This window comes from Pseudoalteromonas sp. SR41-7, assembly GCF_014163935.1.
GTDB classification, from domain to species: Bacteria; Pseudomonadota; Gammaproteobacteria; order Enterobacterales; family Alteromonadaceae; genus Pseudoalteromonas; species Pseudoalteromonas distincta.
In genome coordinates, this window is sequence record NZ_JACJEF010000001.1 from 278,676 (window position 1) to 295,403 (window position 16,728).

Annotated in this window: 14 protein-coding genes; 5 read left to right on the top strand and 9 right to left on the bottom strand. The window is 38.4% G+C overall.

Translation table 11 applies throughout. The features are described from left to right. Positions 1-28 precede the first annotated feature (28 nt). Positions 29-1,498, bottom strand: coding sequence for an IMP dehydrogenase (gene guaB / locus H5092_RS01260; RefSeq protein WP_182732753.1), 1,470 nt, complete (start codon positions 1,496-1,498; stop codon positions 29-31). 401 nt (positions 1,499-1,899) lie between these two features. Between guaB and xseA the strand changes: the two genes are divergently transcribed. Next, entirely contained in the window at positions 1,900-3,231 is a 1,332-nt protein-coding gene (xseA, locus tag H5092_RS01265; RefSeq protein ID WP_182732754.1) for an exodeoxyribonuclease VII large subunit, read from the top strand. On the opposite strand, the gene H5092_RS20580 is transcribed toward xseA, so the two are convergent. The 4 genes from H5092_RS20580 to H5092_RS01280 all read right to left on the bottom strand — a co-directional run bounded on the left by H5092_RS20580 (position 3,228) and on the right by H5092_RS01280 (position 7,838). Continuing rightward, complete coding sequence (locus H5092_RS20580; RefSeq protein WP_259398349.1) at positions 3,228-3,476, bottom strand: hypothetical protein; 249 nt, start codon at positions 3,474-3,476, stop codon at positions 3,228-3,230. The two genes, xseA and H5092_RS20580, sit on opposite strands and share 4 nt — an antisense overlap. Beyond that, positions 3,452-3,904, bottom strand: a complete 453-nt coding sequence (locus H5092_RS01270; RefSeq protein WP_259398350.1) for a hypothetical protein — start codon at positions 3,902-3,904, stop codon at positions 3,452-3,454. Before H5092_RS01270 ends, H5092_RS20580 begins: the two co-directional genes overlap by 25 nt. A 35-nt stretch (positions 3,905-3,939) precedes the next feature. Further along, on the bottom strand, positions 3,940-4,758 hold the full coding sequence (gene cysE / locus H5092_RS01275; protein ID WP_002958786.1) for a serine O-acetyltransferase: 819 nt from the start codon (positions 4,756-4,758) through the stop codon (positions 3,940-3,942). Between the two features lie 197 nt (positions 4,759-4,955). Next, positions 4,956-7,838 (bottom strand): pitrilysin family protein, encoded by a 2,883-nt coding sequence (locus tag H5092_RS01280; protein WP_182732755.1) that lies wholly within the window; start codon positions 7,836-7,838, stop codon positions 4,956-4,958. A 259-nt stretch (positions 7,839-8,097) separates the two neighbouring features. Between H5092_RS01280 and H5092_RS01285 the strand changes: the two genes are divergently transcribed. Together H5092_RS01285 and H5092_RS01290 are read left to right on the top strand one after the other, a co-directional pair. Further along, entirely contained in the window at positions 8,098-9,054 is a 957-nt protein-coding gene (locus H5092_RS01285; protein WP_182711499.1) for a methylenetetrahydrofolate reductase, read from the top strand. Between the two features lie 230 nt (positions 9,055-9,284). Beyond that, positions 9,285-11,564 (top strand): hypothetical protein, encoded by a 2,280-nt coding sequence (locus tag H5092_RS01290; protein WP_182711498.1) that lies wholly within the window; start codon positions 9,285-9,287, stop codon positions 11,562-11,564. A 106-nt stretch (positions 11,565-11,670) separates the two neighbouring features. On the opposite strand, the gene H5092_RS01295 is transcribed toward H5092_RS01290, so the two are convergent. The 3 genes from H5092_RS01295 to H5092_RS01305 all read right to left on the bottom strand — a co-directional run bounded on the left by H5092_RS01295 (position 11,671) and on the right by H5092_RS01305 (position 14,842). Continuing rightward, on the bottom strand, positions 11,671-12,657 hold the full coding sequence (locus H5092_RS01295; protein ID WP_182711497.1) for a sensor domain-containing diguanylate cyclase: 987 nt from the start codon (positions 12,655-12,657) through the stop codon (positions 11,671-11,673). 59 nt (positions 12,658-12,716) lie between these two features. Next, positions 12,717-13,964, bottom strand: a complete 1,248-nt coding sequence (locus H5092_RS01300) for a DEAD/DEAH box helicase (RefSeq protein ID WP_182721377.1) — start codon at positions 13,962-13,964, stop codon at positions 12,717-12,719. Positions 13,965-14,140: 176 nt separating this feature from the next. After that, positions 14,141-14,842, bottom strand: a complete 702-nt coding sequence (locus H5092_RS01305; RefSeq protein WP_182716070.1) for a DUF3581 domain-containing protein — start codon at positions 14,840-14,842, stop codon at positions 14,141-14,143. A gap of 113 nt (positions 14,843-14,955) precedes the next feature. Here H5092_RS01305 and H5092_RS01310 point away from each other — a divergent pair, with 113 nt between their 5' ends. Further along, complete coding sequence (locus H5092_RS01310; protein WP_182721376.1) at positions 14,956-15,825, top strand: CPBP family intramembrane glutamic endopeptidase; 870 nt, start codon at positions 14,956-14,958, stop codon at positions 15,823-15,825. Between the two features lie 104 nt (positions 15,826-15,929). Then, positions 15,930-16,322: a hypothetical protein gene (locus H5092_RS01315; protein WP_154903480.1), complete on the top strand. Its 393-nt coding sequence runs from the start codon at positions 15,930-15,932 to the stop codon at positions 16,320-16,322. Positions 16,323-16,338: 16 nt separating this feature from the next. Here the strand turns inward: H5092_RS01315 and H5092_RS01320 are convergent, their stop codons facing one another. Continuing rightward, a complete protein-coding gene (locus tag H5092_RS01320) occupies positions 16,339-16,638 on the bottom strand; it encodes a 2OG-Fe(II) oxygenase (RefSeq protein WP_154903479.1) in 300 nt (99 codons plus the stop codon). Positions 16,639-16,728: the final 90 nt, after the last annotated feature.

The following is a 16,728-nucleotide window of genomic DNA, read 5'->3' on the forward strand; positions in this document are numbered from 1 at the left end:
GCCCAGTATATTAAATTAATTACGCTGCTTAACCTAAGCGGTAATTTGGTGCTTCTTTAGTGATTTGCACATCATGAACATGCGACTCACCCATACCTGCTGAAGTAACACGTACAAATTGTGGTTTTGTATTTAGCTCTTCAATTGTTGCACAACCCGTTAAGCCCATAGCGCTTCGTAGGCCGCCCACTTGCTGATGAATAATCGTTGCAATAGGACCTTTGTAAGCTACGCGACCTTCAATACCTTCAGGTACTAGCTTGTCTGCTTCGTTTGATTTTTGGAAGTAACGATCTGATGAACCTTCTTTTTGATCCATCGCGCCCAATGAGCCCATACCACGGTAAGATTTGTAATAACGGCCTTGGTACAATTCAACTTCACCTGGTGCTTCTTCTGTACCAGCAAGAAGAGAACCCACCATTACACACGATGCACCAGCAACAAGTGCTTTAACAATATCACCAGAAAAACGAATGCCACCATCAGCAATAACAGGAATGTCGCGACCTTTTAAGCCTTCAACAGCATCTGAAATAGCGGTAATTTGTGGAACGCCACAACCGGTAACAATACGTGTAGTACAGATAGAACCAGGGCCGATACCTACTTTAACTGCATCCGCTCCGGCATCAGCTAGTGCAATCGCACCTTCAGCCGTTGCAATGTTACCTGCAATAATTTGTAGGTTTGGGTACTCTTTGCGAGTTTTAGTAACACGGTCAATAACGCCTTGAGAGTGACCATGCGATGTATCGATAAGTAAAACATCAATACCCGCTTCTACTAATGCAGCAATACGCTCATCAGTACCTGCGCCAACACTTACAGCAGCACCTACACGTAAACGACCTTGGTCATCTTTACATGCGTCAGGTTTGTCTTGGGCTTTTTGGTAATCTTTTACTGTGATCATGCCTTTGAGTTTAAATTCATCATCAACAACAAGGATTTTTTCAATGCGGTGTTCGTGCATTAAGCCTAAAATTTCTTCGCGTGCTGCGCCCTCTTTAACGGTAACAAGCTTTTCTTTTTTGGTCATAACGGTAGAAACAGGCTGTTCAAGCTTAGTTTCAAAACGCATATCACGACTAGTAACAATGCCTACAAGCACATTATTGCTGTCGGTAACCGGAAAACCTGAAAAACCTTTTTCGTGCGAAAGCTCAATTGCATCTGCAATTGTTAAATCGGCAGTAACCGTTACAGGGTATGAAACAATACCTGCTTCGTAGGTTTTAACTTTACGTACGTTTTTCGCTTGTTCTTCAATAGTCATGTTTTTATGAATAAAACCAAGACCACCTTCTTGCGCAAGGGCAATAGCTAAACGAGCTTCTGTAACAGTATCCATAGATGCTGAAATAAGCGGCAAGTTAAGTTTGATACCACGCGTTAAGCGAGTTGAAATATTTGCCGTGTGTGGCAAAACAGTAGAATGACCAGGTACTAAAAGTACGTCATCAAAGGTAAGAGCTTCTTTAGCGATTCTAAGCATTTTGGCAACTTCTCACATGTGGATCTAAGATAAGGAATTGCGGCCAAATTTTAACAGCGTTGTTGGCATGAGTAAATAATATTTCGCAAATATTTATGATAATATAGGGTCTATTAGCCTTTCAAGGTTAAATTTGCAGCAGTTTGTTAGGTATTTAGGCAAGGCAGAGCCTATGCAGTGTGGTTATTCCCCATAAATAGGCGATAACGTAGCATCAATTCCAAACAAGCGCTGACCAAAGGGTTCAGCCTAGGGGCGATTAACTCTTTGTTACTCGGTTTTTACTTAGCCCACTAGGTTACAAACCTCGCGCCGCGATTAAATCGCCCCTAGTTTGAACAAATTTTAATCTACAAAGGTCAATAGACCCTTGCTTTATAAATAGTTTTAGGTTGTTTTTTATGTTTTCGAAGCCTTCGCAGGCGGTTTACACCGTTTCACGCCTTAATAGAGAAATTCGCACAATTCTTGAGCAAGGTTTTGCATCTTTAGTGCTCACGGGCGAAATTTCTAACTTTATTACCCCTGCATCTGGACATTGGTACTTTTCGTTAAAAGACGATAAAGCACAAATTAAAGCCGCTATGTGGCGTGGGAATAATCGCAACCAAAGCTATCGCCCTGCAAATGGCGCGCAAGTTACAGTAAAAGCGCGTGTATCACTTTATGAACCTCGCGGTGACTACCAGCTTATTGTTGAGCATATGGAACCGGCCGGCGAAGGTCAGCTAAAACAAGAATTCGATGCACTTAAAATGCGTTTGGCCGCCGAAGGATTATTTAGCTCTGCGTATAAAAAACCACTTCCGCAAAAAATTAATCGTATTGGTGTTATTACCTCTGCAACCGGCGCTGCTATAAAAGATATTTTAACGGTACTTAAACGCCGTGCGCCGCAGCTAGAGGTAATCATTTACCCTGCTATGGTACAAGGCAAAGAAGCACACCTACATTTAATTAATCAAATTGAATTAGCTAATGCTCGTGATGAAGTTGACGTACTTATTTTAGGACGAGGCGGCGGATCACTTGAAGATTTATGGTGTTTTAATCACGAACAGCTCGCACGAGCTATTTTTGAAAGTGAATTACCTATAGTAAGTGCAGTAGGCCATGAAATAGATACAACCATTAGCGATTACGTTGCTGATGTTCGTGCAGCAACTCCATCAGCCGCAGCTGAGCTTGTAAGCCCAAATACGCAAGAGTTACACAACAAAGTAACGCAATTGGTTAATCGTTTATCTAACGCGTTTAAGCACGACATTGCCGATAAACGCGCTCTAGAAACGCAGTTACAACACCGCCTTAATTTGTGTCATCCGCGTAGTCAGCTTAGTCAAAAATCACAACGTTTGGATGAGCTAAGCATTGCGCTGCAACAAGCTATGCGTAATCGTTTATATCAGCAAGAACGCACACTCAATAACTTAACGCCGCGTTTGATGCGCCAATCACCTGATAAAAAACTCGCTTCAGCAAGCCATCAACTCTCGCAATTACAAGCTAGGCTAAACCAAGCTATACAGCATCAGTTACAACAAGCGAATAATAGCTTAGCACTGCAAGCAAGCAGGTTAGACTCGGTAAGTCCGCTTAATGTTTTAGCGCGCGGTTATAGCATCACTAAAACACAGCAAGGAAAAGTAGTTAAATCTGTGGGGCAAATTAAAACAGGCGATGTTTTAGTTACAGAGTTAGTCGATGGCTCTATAGAATCACAAATTATTTAAAGCTCTGTACTTAGCAACATTTTAAGTTCGCTATCGCTCGATGTGGAGGTAGTGCTTTTAAATTGTTGCCAAAACTCTTGTTCCATCAACTTATCGTTTAGCTCTCGCCATTGAGCATTACCAAATGTGTCGTTATCAATAGGGGCGGCAAGTTCAAATTCACATACTGTTTTTTTACATTTTGCACTAACAACGTCAGGAATAATTGATAAATCAGCTGTTAATAAAAAATCTTGTAATGCCATTTCAGTACGATAAGCCCATTCTTCATCGCGCGTTTGATTTTCAAATTTATCACGTAAAATCTGCTCAAAATCTGAAGGCCCCTCATTTTCTTTAAAACACTTTTGAGCGCCGCTTTCTGTTCGGCGAGTTGCTGCTTAAGCTGAGTTACTTGCTCTTCTAAAGGTAGTTCATCAAGCATTTGGGTTTCTGAATTGGTTGTAGGCGAGACTTCAGCGGGCTCTATACTAGCGACTTGCTCAGGTGCTGAACCTGTATTACTCAATACCTCATTACTTTGTTGTTCAGTATGAAGCTTTTTCTGTTTTTCATAACTTGGCTGCGACTTAACAGATTCCGGATAACTTGAAGCTGCATTAAAGTAGCTCCAAGTTAAACCTACACCCGCAATAAACCCAATCCCTAGAGCCAATAAACTATTCTTGTTCATGTTAATTCCTTTTAAGTTTTATTATTTTTAGTTACTTATAACATTGCACTCGTGTGCGATTCGTTTTCAGGCTCAGGATTTGCTAAAAAATTTTGGTTCATACTTTGCGCCGGACACTCACAATCCGGTCGACCAATAATTTTAGCGGGTACGCCAACAGCGGTTGTGTGTGGTGGAACATTGCTAAGTACAACTGAGCCCGCACCAATTCGTGCGCCCTCACCTACTTCAATATTACCAAGTACTTTAGCACCCGCGCCAATTAATACGCCTGCTCTAATTTTAGGATGACGATCGCCCTGCTCATTGCCTGTACCGCCAAGCGTTACAGATTGCAAAATTGATACGTTATCTTCAATTACCGCTGTTTCACCAATAACAATACCGGTTGCGTGGTCAAACATAATGCCTTTACCCACTTTACATGCTGGGTGAATATCGACCCCAAACACTTCAGAATTACGGCTTTGAATAAAGCGCGCTAGCTCTTTGCGATTTTGTTGCCACAAACAATTAGCCAAACGGTGCGCCTGAATAGCATGAAAACCTTTTAGATTTAATATAACCGTAAGATAGGTTTCTGATGCAGGGTCGCGGTCTTTTACCGCTTTAATATCCTCAGCAACAAAAGATAGCATACGGTCACATTTTACAAATGCTTGGTCAAACAGCTCTCGGATAGTGAATGCAGATACCACCGCATCAGCCAACTTATTAGCAACAATAAAGCTCAATGCCGAACCTAAACAATCATGATTTAAAACACATGAATAAACATGACTTGCTAATAATGGTTCACGTTTTACTACATCGTTAGCTTCGTCGCGAAGCTGTTGCCAAATTGCATGACGCATAATACTGCACTGCCTTAAGTTGATATAAAATAGCCTTTTCCCAAGTCTAACGGATTTAACCACTAAGGTGTTAATCCCTTAGTTATTTGTTCTGGTTATTAGGTATAACTGTTTATTAAGTTTCATTATTAAATAATAAAAATGCCTCGATGCTTATAGCACCGAGGCATTATTTTAACGCTTAAAAAACACTTAAGTTATTGAAATACTTTATCGACTTTCATCACTTCAATATTTTTTGCAGGAATTGCTAATTTATAATCAGCAATCACTTTATCTTCAGCCACTAATTCAGCAGGTTTATTAGTGTTATAAATCATTGGTGATGTTTGCTGCGATGCTAAACGTTTTTGCATATCAGCGCCGTCACCAGTAATAAATACATAGTGAACATTGTCTGTTTGTAAGTTTTCTTTAATAACGCGATTAACATCAGCAAGCGTTAGCGTTTTAAGTTTATTAGTAACGTAACTTACAAAGCTATCTGTGTTGTAAAATTCGCTATCAAGTGCGTAACCTAATTGGCGATTTTGACTTGCGACCATTTGCGGCACAAAGTTAATTAAAAAGTTACGCGTAGCTTCAAAATCACCTTCGCTCATACCATTTTTAATTAGCTTATCTAGCTCAAACAAGGCTGTACGTGTTGCAAAGTGCGCATCGTTATTAGAGCGAAGTGGGCGTAACCACACTTGAAAAATTTGCTCAGAGCGCCCTAGGTTTGCATCAGGCTTGGTTTGAAACATACCACGTGGAAAATATTCAATGTATGCGTAATCGCCGTAGTTCATGCCGCGAGTTTCACGAATGCGCTCATATAAAAAGCTGTTAGAACTACGGTGCTCACCAAAGTACGAACGCACAAGCCAAAGGGCTGTCCAGTCTTCGCTACTTCTTATTGTATCAATAGGAAAACCAAACGATACAGCAGTCGATTGTGCCGATTTTTCTACAATAGTTGCATGATGACCTTTAAGCACTGGCGCATCAGGAATACTTAAACGGCTTTGCTCACCTTTTGGTAGCGTTGCAAAATCGCTCATCATTTTAGCTTTAAGGTTTGCAGGCACAGCCCCAATTAAGCCAACCGTGAGTTTAGATTGCGTAAGCTCGATGTTATAAAACGCTTTAACATCATCTAGCGTCAACGCTTCTAAATCCGAAATATCACCGTAGTTGTAACTTTCGTAAGGGTGATTTTTGTAAAGTGCACTGTATAGCACTTCTTTGCCTAGCTCTTCATCGTTAGATGCTTTTAAGCCTGATTTAATACCATCGATCATTTCTTTTTTAAGGCGTTTAAAGTCATCGTCTCTAAAGCCTGGGTTTAATAATTGATCGCTCACAAGTGAATACCACTGCGCTGCATTGTCTTTATGAATACGCCCTTGGAACGACAGCATTTCTTTATCTATTTGATAACCAAAGCTACCTGCAAGCGGATAAAGTGCTTTTTGAATATCTTTATAGCTTGTCGCCTCTGAGCCACCTTGTGCAAGCATTGCCGCAGTGAGCGCTGCAACACCTTTTTTGCCTTGAGGGTCGGCAGCCGCGCCGGTATTGAATAAAAAGTTAACATCGATTAACGGCGAGCTATTGGTTTTATCAAGTACTTTAAATGCAGGTGCCGCAGGTGCTTGTTCAAGCTTTGCAGTAAGCGCATTTAAATTAACTTCTTGCTCAAAACCTGGGGCTTTATCAAGTGCCGACATTGTTAATGTGGTACGTGCGTTATCAGTAAAGTATTTATTAGCAACGGCTTTAATATCTGCGCTGGTGATGTTATCTGCCGATTTATACAGCTGGTTTATAACCTCAGGATCGCGCTCAAAATGCATGTAGCTGGCAAGGGTTGATGCAATCGCTTGCGACGAATCTAAGCCATTAATAAAGCTGTATTTAAGATTCGATTTTAAATCACTTAGCTTTTGCTCATCAACAAGCTCAGTGCGTGCTTTTGCATAAGTTCGATTAATGGCATCGCGCGCAGTGGCTAAATCGCCTGCGTTTTCTACTTTAACAAATACGTGTAATAAACCCGGATCTTTAGTCTCTGGGTTATAGGTAAACATTTGGCTGGCAATTTGTTTGTCGACCACTAGCTCTTGATATAAATCTGAATTACTAGAAAAATAAAGCTGTGAGATTAAATCAAGCGCCGCTCTGTCTTTTTTAGCAGGCTCCCACGCAGCGCCTTTGTACGATACGAGTAACCAATGCCCTGGTAGCGCTTCATCTTGCTGGTGTAAATATTTTGGTGCTTGTTGAACAGGTTCTGCTTTAATGTCAGCAACATAGTTACCCTTTTTCCAGCTGCCCCAATGCTTTTTAACCATTGCCATTGTTGCTTGTGGGTCTACATCGCCCACAATGACAAGTGACACATACTCAGGCTTATAAAACTTGGCAAAAAATTCTTTACCATAGGCCATTTGATCAGGCATGGCTTCTATGTCTTTAAAAAAGCCCATAGTGGTGTGTTTATACGTGTGCTTATCAAACGCTTTTTCGCGTACAGCGCTTAATAATTTACGAATTGGGCTCGCGTTGTTTTTCAAGTACTCACCTTTTACCGTTTGTGCTTCGGTTCTAAATTGCTCTTCGGTGTAGGTTAAATTTTGAAAAATATCAGCTTCAAGCTCAAGTACTTTATCAAGGTGCTGCTTTGAAAAGTTTAAATGGTAATTTGTGTAATCGTTTGTTGTATATGCGCGGTTATCAACACCTGAATTTTTTAATATGTCTGAGTACACATCTTCAGGGTATTTTTGTGAGCCTTTAAACATCATGTGTTCAAAAAAGTGAGCAAAGCCTGTTTTGCCCTCTTCAACTTCGTTACGCGATCCAACCGATACCGGAATTTGCAGCGACACTACATCAGGGTAATCGGTTTTAACAACCATGACACGTAAGCCGTTTTCTAGCTCTTCAATTAAGTAATCTTGTGAAAAAACACGGTCATCAGCTTTATTTACTTGTTCTTGTTGTGCTGTTGTTTGCGTGCTTTGGTTTTGTTGCATGGCGCAACCCGTTAACGCCAGCGATACCGCTAAGCTGGTTGCTAATAATTTAAATTTCATTGTTGTCCCTTTTTAAATTGAGCAAATTTGTTGTTAGATTTAATACTAACTCACCCTCGATTATGCCCCAAAGCCAATAAATATAAGAGTCCCAAGGGAATTTATTATGTAAACAACTGTGTCAATTATAAATTATGGGAACAAGCACTATGAATAAACATCATGTTAATTGAAAAATTTTCACTAAATAAATCTATCTAGACGTCTAAATGGCTGCTATATTAAATCCATCAAAACGCACTTGGCTGGAATGAGGATTATGGCTTTATCATTAAAAGAGAAAATAGAGGACACCAACCAAGGTGTTTATCTTATTGGTACTACCCCGCCTAAAATAGGCACCGATAAAGCGCAATTAAAAACTATTGCAGAAAAGCTATTAGGTCGCTTACACGAAATTGAATACGACGGCGTAATAATTTACGACATTCAAGACGAAAGCAGTCGAACCAATCAAGCGCGCCCGTTTGCGTTTAAACAAACCGTTGATCCGCGTGAATACAGCCATTTACTGCGTAATTTATCTGCACAAGATGTAATTACTTATAAAAGTGTGGCGCAGCGTGGCGTAGGCGAATTTAAAGATTGGCTAAGTGAAACTAAAAACGACTACGATTTACAAAATGTAGTTTTAGTAGGTAGCCCGTCATCGGTAGGCGATATAAAGCTAAGCCTGCCAGATGCGTATAAAGCATTGGCTGAGCAATCAGATGATTTCTTTTTAGGTGGCGTTACAATTGCCGAGCGCCATTCAAGTAAACGAAATGAGCACGAACGATTAATAGAAAAAACAGCACAGGGTTGTAAGTTTTTTATATCGCAAGCTGTTTACGACGCACAAGCTACTATAGAGTTAATTACTAGCTACGCACGTACATGTAAAGCACAGGGTATTACACCTCAACGTATTATATTAACGTTTACCCCGTGCGGCGGCGAAAAAACCTTAGAGTTTATGCAATGGTTGGGTATCTCAGTGCCAGAGGCTACAAAATGGCGCATGCTTGATGCAGACAATACATTAAGCGAATCAGTTCGTATTTGCCGCGAAAACCTCGACTTAATACTTAAAAGCTGTGCACATTTAGACGTGCCGTTGGGCTTAAATATTGAAAGCTTAACAAACCGTAAAGAAGAAATTGATGCATCAATAAACTTATACCGTTTATTAAAAGCCATTATGGAATTGAACCTTGCGGAAAAGCTAATAGCTTAGAGCTTGAGCCTAAACCAATTCACACCCTTCTTGGCAAGCCTAGTGGCTTGCTTTTTTTATTAATCTTAAATTAAAAATGGTTATGAGCTTTTAATTAAGCCTATAATTTCACCTCTCTTAACTTGCTGATTGACCGAGTAATTCATATAGCAGTACTATCACTTAATTGTTAACGATAGAGCGTTAACAATTTTCTGTAAATGATAACTGTGGATAGGGAGATCAGATAAATGGAATCAATTAACTTAACACTCAAAGTTATAGGTGAACTATACGCAGGTAGCTGTTTAGAGTTGACAGCGAACAACGCTCTCTCCAACATTTCTAATATTATAACTTATATAGCAACAGTGTTAGTTACACTAACGGCTATCGCGCTTCCGCTAACACAACAGTCATTGCAATGGATGGAAGACAAGTACGATTCTGAAAGTGTAGTTAAATACTTAAATGACAAAGCCCCCATTCAAGCTAATTCAATAGTACCAAAAGTACTAATATACTTACTGTTTTCGCTAATCTTTTTTTTGGCACATGAGCTTTTAACAATACCTTTAAAAGCGTTCCTCTTTATCACTATCATTACCTATTTTGCATATGTCGTAGTAATGTATTCTAGGTATTTTGCATACGTATTTAAGAACCTGAGTAGTACAACGTATATATATGACAAAATATTAGAAAAAACTGAGAGTTTAGATGAAATCACAGTCACTGAAATTGCAGTTTTAATGGATATTGAAAAAGTTAGATTAATCAAAAAACAAGAAATTAATGAGTTAAGTAGTCAAGCTAGGGATCTTGGGCATTTATTAAAAAGTTCAGATATCCATGAATCTATTGAAAGTATGAATACCTATCTTAATAGCCTACATAAAATTTTATATAGCTTACCTAAAACAGCGCCCGAGGAAAAATATACAAAAACAGCTAACTTCTTATCTTATCTAACATTTCAGCTACTTGGTGATTCAAAACATGATATATCTTTAAGTAGATTAAATGAAATTATAGTGTGGGTTGAGAGCAAAAGGGACGATACATATAAACCGCTTACATCCGGTAGGTTTTTAATTGAATTCGAACATTTTAAGAACAGAGTTAATATTTGCATTCCTGACTTAATAAAGCATTTGAGAACTCTGATATGGCACTCTAAGAAAGAAAATATACATATCATAACAGAGCTTTATAAAAATATTTGTAAATCATTATGGCAGAGAGAGAAAAATGGCTCTTATTTTTACTTTTTCTTTCACTTCAAAATTGGTGAGCACTTATACAAAACTAACCTACATAAAGAACTAGAAGAATTATTTAAAAATAATGAATCAAAAGTCACTAAATCTCAGATCACGTTAGTCCTAAAAAATGCAGGCGTCCAGGATGACAAAAAGGTCGATGAATTTATGCTAGAGGTTTGGGACAACGCATATGTTAAGGCTGCAGAACAGTTAACATATACTTTCCTTCTGTATTTCCATAATAAAGAGAGTCACCTCCTAACAATAAGGAATATAAACAACCCAATAAAAACAAATTTTAACAACCTTACATCAGAGCTATTACCGAGTTCGATAGATGAAATATTTTCGCACATTACAAATTCAGAAAAGTTAGATTATTTTGTCTTTGGAGATTCACCAAGAGAGAACATAATTCATTCATCAGGGATGCTTCTAATCTATGAGGTTATTAAATGCATTTACAATAATAAAAAACCTTTATTTTCCTGTAAGCAGTTCCAATATCAAGACTTAAGTATTCTTATCTATTCGGCTAAAAGGTTAGAGATTATTGTAAAAAACATCGTCTTAATTAACGAAGTATCCCATTTCATATCGAGTCATTACTTAACTATTGATGAAGTTTTAAATGCAGCAAATACTCTTCTAGCTACGATGATAAAAGAGTTAGACGAATATAAATTAGAGCTTGAAAAAAATGGAGATTTAGACCCAAATGCTTTTAAAAAAATTAAGAAAGTATTTGAAGACGAAATAGAAAATAGCCCTATAACTTTAATAGGGTTGAAGCAAATAAAATTAGTAAATGAAAGCATATCTTCATTTAGTGTAAAGCTACCTAGAACAACTTTTTTAAGAAACAACAATATAGACACAGACTTTTGGAATATAGGCTCTATTTTAACAAAACATATAATGAATGAGCTTAATTTGATATTACGAAAGCGTGGATGCTCGCAGGCTAAGAACTTTCCCAGCGTAAGCTCTGGTATTAAAGCTGTAGTTATTACAAGGGGAATACAGCAATACCTAGTTGATAATGGCTTCAGTTTCACAGATAGAGAAATAATTTGGCCCGATAATACTACAGCTTACTGTTTAAAATTAAACTACGGAGCTATTGATAGTTTTTATTGTATATCAGATAAAGACACTTTATTTAAATGTCAAATAGGCGAATCTAATCCTTTTAAATTAGGCATAGTTGATATGGGAGAGGATATTGAAGTAAATATTCATTTTTTCTTTAAAGCTAATTTATGAAATATTTATCCTTTCTATTTCAATGATCAACCTTAATTGAGGCTAATTAAAACATCAGCGTTAATTTAACGCTGATGTTTTTTTGAAAATAACGTTTATTTTTTTCCTACTTATTGTTCAACTTTTTAGCGAGCTTATACGCTTGTTTATTTTTATACATTGCGTGGTCTGCATCATTTAATAGCGTTTCAAAAGGCTGCTTTTGTTTATTAGTAAAGCTATAACCTATGCTGAGCGATAAATCGCAAACGTCTTCTTTGAGTAAAGCTTTTGAATACTCTGAGGATATTTTATCCATGATGTAGTTAATTTTGCTTTTATCACTTAATTGCATTACTGCAACAAACTCATCACCACCTAAACGCCCTACTATGTCGGCATCCCTTAAATGGTTTTTTAGCGTATCTGCCAATATAATTAAGGCTTTGTCACCCACTTCATGTCCAAAGGTGTCGTTTAATTTTTTAAAGTCGTTTATATCAATAAACAAGCAACATACGTCGAAGCCCAAACGCAGTGCTAAATTAAGCTTTTGCTGAGCTAGTAAGTTAAGTGCTCGGCGATTATAAATATCTGTTAATGAGTCTAACATGGCTATTTCGCGCATTTGTTCATAGCTGTAAACAAGCGCTAGGTCGTCTTCAATTAAATCGCGTAGTTGCTCTATGAGCTCAAAGTATTCATCGGTGTAGCTAGTTATTTTAGTGTCTTTTAAGCATAGCGTGCCAAATACTTCACCTTCTGGCCAATGAATAGGTAAGCCTAAGTAGGATTCAACACCGTCCTCAACTACTTCTGGGAGGGTGTTCCATGCATCGTTATTGCTTGCATCATTAACATATAAAATATTATTAGTTTCAGCGACGTGCCGACAAAAAAGAGGAGTTTGAGGGGGAAGTATCGGGTTGGTTTCAAAGCTTGAGCCACCTTCGTTATTTCTAATAACAACGCGATAGCCTTTGCTTGTTGCCTGAACTATATAACCAGACGGGGCTGAAAAAAGCCCCGTGATAAGGTCCATTGTTTTTTGCCATTTATGCAAAGATATTTGGCCATCAACACCAGAGAATGCCCATTTATCAGTTTCAAACATTAACTTTACCTCGGCTATTTAATAGCTCCAGTATAGGCAAAAAAGTAAACTAAAAGCTATTATTTACGACGTCTACTTGGCTCTCTTTTACCTGTAATGCGTTTTTTATCGCGATCTTTTCGAGATTTATTCGTATTTTTACGATTATCTTTGGGCTTTTTATTTAAGTCAGGCTCGTAACCTTCTAACCACTGCGGCGTTAAACGCGTATCGAGTAATACTTCAATTTCTTCTAGCAGCCATTGCTCATCAAGACTTACCAATGACATAGCAAGCCCTTGTTCACCAGCGCGACCTGTACGGCCAATACGGTGCACATAATCCTCGGCAATGTACGGCAGTTCAAAATTAATTACGTATCTAAGTGTAGAAATATCTAAACCACGCGCAGCGACATCGGTTGCAACAAGTACGCGTGTAATACCTTCTTTAAAGTTTTGCAGTGCACGGTCACGTGCGCCTTGCGATTTATCGCCATGGATTGATTCGGTTTTTAACCCATCTTTACACATTTCTTTAGCAAGCTGATCGGCCATTTGTTTTGTGCGAGTAAAAATAAGCACTTGGCGCCAGTTTTTCATGCCAATCATGTGCGATACAAGTTCGCGCTTACGGTCTTCATCTACAGCGTAAATAACTTGCTCTACTTCAACCGCAGCTGAGTTACGTTTATCAACTTCAATTAGCTCAGGGTTTTTAAGTAGTTTTTTACTGAGTTCAAACACGCTGTCATCAAACGTAGCTGAAAAGAGTAAAGTTTGGCGATCGCCCGGGATATGTCGCAATATACGTCTAATTTCATCAATAAAGCCCATATCAAGCATGCGGTCGGCTTCGTCAAACACTAAAGAGTCTACGCTTGAAAGTACCACACTGCCTTTAACTATATGATCAAGTAAACGCCCTGGTGTTGCCACTATAACTTGTGCTGTTTTAAGTGCTTTAATTTGAGGGCCAATACTTGCACCACCATAGGCTAAGGCACCAATGATATTAGTGCCTTGTGCGTACTTTTCAAAGCTGGCAAATACTTGCTGAGCAAGCTCTCGTGTTGGCGTTAAAATTACAACGCGGGCAAGGCCTTGCTCATCCTTTTTAGGGGTATTTAAAAGCTTATGTAATAGAGGTAAAACAAAGGCGGCGGTTTTACCCGTACCTGTTTGCGCGCTGCCCATTACATCACTTCCGGCTAAAATAGGCGGAATAGTTTTAATCTGAATTGCGGTTGGTTGAGTGTAATTATTTTGCTCAATCGCTGTTAATAATAACGGGTCGAGATTAAGTGATGAGAACGTAGTGGCAGACATAGGCTTAGCTTTAAAATAACAAAGAGCGCTATTGTACGCATATTACTGTACTGCGTAAATTAACCAGTCCAGAAAAGTATTTAATCGTGATTGCTCTCTTTCGCTTTAGCGCTAAAATAATAAAAAAGGCGCTAAATAACCGTTGTATTTAGCGCCTTTTATAATTTGCTGTAGCTTTAAGCTGGCTTTAGTGTCGCTTTACGTTCGTTGTAAAACGCTATTAAATCGTCAACTGTTGCTTGGCAGTATTCGCGAATACCCGAAACCACCATGTGCTTTTCACCACTACCCACTTTAACGCCGTTTTCTAACAGGTTAAAACGTAGTGTAATTTTTCCGCGCTTACCAGTGTACTCAAAGCTTGGCTCTGCAAATTCAAGTACTGGCGCTGTTATATCAAGGTTATCAAGATTAATAAGCATTGATTCGTAAATTACCATCGGACGAGCAGGGTTTATCATTACCTCTTGCTTGCCCATTAATGGGATAATTACATGCGGGAAGGTAGTACCAGAAAACTCAACATAATTTTTTATTAGACTATTAGTTAGTGCTGGGCATTGGCTGGTTTTACCGCTGCGCTTTACCTTTAAAATGACTTTTTCGCCATTGGTTACATCAAACTCATCGGCTCCCTCAGGGAAATGAAGTTTGGTGTTTTCATCAACCATACCGGCAAAAGTAAATTCCATTTGTTCACTAATACCGTAGCGGTCTAGTACCAATGAAAAAAGTAAGTCTCCTGGCGCGCAAAACTTTTTGGCATCTTTGTCATGAAGTGGATTGTAATCGTCAGCAACGCATTTAGCGAAGCGACAACCCTGCTCACGAGAGATAGAAACATAATCAGCATGCTGCTGAAAAAAAGGACTTAACATAGTTTGTTCACTGCTTAAACTGCTTATAACCTATCTATATTACCAGAAAAAAAATATTGAGAGGTCGAATCTGTTAGATTAATGGCTAAATAAAACAGAGCAATAAAAAAACAATGACCTTTTATTTGTTAGCGCTATCAATTATATGTGTTTTTCCGTACTGCAAAATATCAATAATGCGGCAACCCTTTTGGCACTACTTAATGGCTTTAAGTGTTCTAAGTGGGTATTTTCAAGGTTATATAAATTTGTATGCTCTGCTCAGCACTGGGCTTTACGTTGTTTTATACTACTGTGTGCTAAATGCAAAGCGGGCAATAATACGCGCTATTTTAGGTACTGTTTTTATAATTTCCTCACTGGCATTAGCACTTCATTGGGTGCCTGGTTTTAATAACCTCCCTATTGTTATAGATGAGCGTATTACAAGCGATGCGATTGCTTTTACCCTTTATGCTAATTTTGATAAAGCTATGGCTGGGTTATTCCTTTGTGCTTACTTTTATTCGAATAAAAAAGCTTTAAAAGCAGACTCCAATAAAGCAGGCCCATTAAACGTTAAACAACCCATTTTAATAGTTATTACTACTGTTTTAGCTTCGCTCACTGCGGCTTTAACACTTGGACTTGTAAGCTTTAACCCAAAAGTGCCCAACTTTTGGTTAGCCTTTATTGCTATTAATCTTTTATTTACCTGTGTAGCTGAGGAAGCTTTATTTCGAGGTTTATTACAAACCAAACTTAGCCAAATAATCACATCTACTCGCCTAGCGTTACTTGCCCCAATAATGACTGCTGCAGTGTTTGCTTTAGCACATTTTGCTGGAGGAATTAACTATGTATTGGTTTCATTTATTGCAGGCTTAGGATACGGCTATATTCTTTATAAAACGCTGCGTTTAGAATGGGCTATTATATGCCACTGGTTAGTGAACGTTTTTCACTTCTTTTTGTTTACTTACCCTATGCTCAGTAAAATCTAAATACATTTACAAATGCTAACAATTTACCCGTTAGCAAACATTGCCAGCGTTTGATTTTGTTAGTAATTTACTACTTTAAATAATAAATTAAAGGACTAATAAATATGCTACGTTTTATAGCGGCAATAACAGTGCTGGCCACAATAACCGGTTGTTCAGGAATGACCTATCATACAGACATAGACAACGGTGTTTTATCTCAAGAAATTGGCACCTACGTTAATAAAAGAGATTTACAGCAATTTTATAGCGACCAAGAAGCACACGAAAGTGGCGCAACACTTTTAGGCCGAATAGAAGGTGAAAGCTGTGATGGCGACGGTATGGGCAACAATAATGTAAGCTACAATCGCTCTAAATCAAACGCGATTGATTTACTTAAAGCTGATGCTATGCGCAGGGGCGGGAATGCTTTTACTATTAATTCCTGTAGTGAAACCTCTGTATCGTACTGCGACCTATCTGTTTTATGCACCGGACAGGCCTACGACTATTAATAAGTAAAAGTGCAAATTATATATTAAGCGCAAAGCTCAGTAGTACACGCTTTCCAGACTCGATTTTAGATACGCTGTGTTCGTACTTATCGGGTCTGAACAAATACACGCGATTAAATAAATTTATAATGCATTTTGAGCATTTAAATACCCCACCCGCTTTAGGTTTCTCTAATACAAAATTAAGCTTGTAATAGCGCCCTTGCTGCACAGGGTCAATATGGTTCATTACGCTATGATTGGTTGGGTAAGTAACAAGGTTTATCGAAAATGTGTTACTGCTAAAAATGGCTTTGTTTTTTACAAGTGCAATCATACTGCCTCCTATGAGTTTATATGCCGCATTGTAGCATTTAGTAAATTATGAATGCTTAGGCTAAACAATATCAAAATACGATGTCATATA

Excerpts from the sequence above, each read along its gene's own strand:
- guaB (WP_182732753.1), bottom strand. The coding sequence starts at position 1,498 with ATGCTTAGAATCGCTAAAGAAGCTCTTACCTTTGATGACGTACTTTTA.
- xseA (WP_182732754.1), top strand. The coding sequence starts at position 1,900 with ATGTTTTCGAAGCCTTCGCAGGCGGTTTACACCGTTTCACGCCTTAAT.
- H5092_RS20580 (WP_259398349.1), bottom strand. The coding sequence starts at position 3,476 with ATGGCATTACAAGATTTTTTATTAACAGCTGATTTATCAATTATTCCT.
- H5092_RS01270 (WP_259398350.1), bottom strand. The coding sequence starts at position 3,904 with ATGAACAAGAATAGTTTATTGGCTCTAGGGATTGGGTTTATTGCGGGT.
- cysE (WP_002958786.1), bottom strand. The coding sequence starts at position 4,758 with ATGCGTCATGCAATTTGGCAACAGCTTCGCGACGAAGCTAACGATGTA.
- H5092_RS01280 (WP_182732755.1), bottom strand. The coding sequence starts at position 7,838 with ATGAAATTTAAATTATTAGCAACCAGCTTAGCGGTATCGCTGGCGTTA.
- H5092_RS01285 (WP_182711499.1), top strand. The coding sequence starts at position 8,098 with ATGGCTTTATCATTAAAAGAGAAAATAGAGGACACCAACCAAGGTGTT.
- H5092_RS01290 (WP_182711498.1), top strand. The coding sequence starts at position 9,285 with ATGGAATCAATTAACTTAACACTCAAAGTTATAGGTGAACTATACGCA.
- H5092_RS01295 (WP_182711497.1), bottom strand. The coding sequence starts at position 12,657 with ATGTTTGAAACTGATAAATGGGCATTCTCTGGTGTTGATGGCCAAATA.
- H5092_RS01300 (WP_182721377.1), bottom strand. The coding sequence starts at position 13,964 with ATGTCTGCCACTACGTTCTCATCACTTAATCTCGACCCGTTATTATTA.
- H5092_RS01305 (WP_182716070.1), bottom strand. The coding sequence starts at position 14,842 with ATGTTAAGTCCTTTTTTTCAGCAGCATGCTGATTATGTTTCTATCTCT.
- H5092_RS01310 (WP_182721376.1), top strand. The coding sequence starts at position 14,956 with ATGACCTTTTATTTGTTAGCGCTATCAATTATATGTGTTTTTCCGTAC.
- H5092_RS01315 (WP_154903480.1), top strand. The coding sequence starts at position 15,930 with ATGCTACGTTTTATAGCGGCAATAACAGTGCTGGCCACAATAACCGGT.
- H5092_RS01320 (WP_154903479.1), bottom strand. The coding sequence starts at position 16,638 with ATGATTGCACTTGTAAAAAACAAAGCCATTTTTAGCAGTAACACATTT.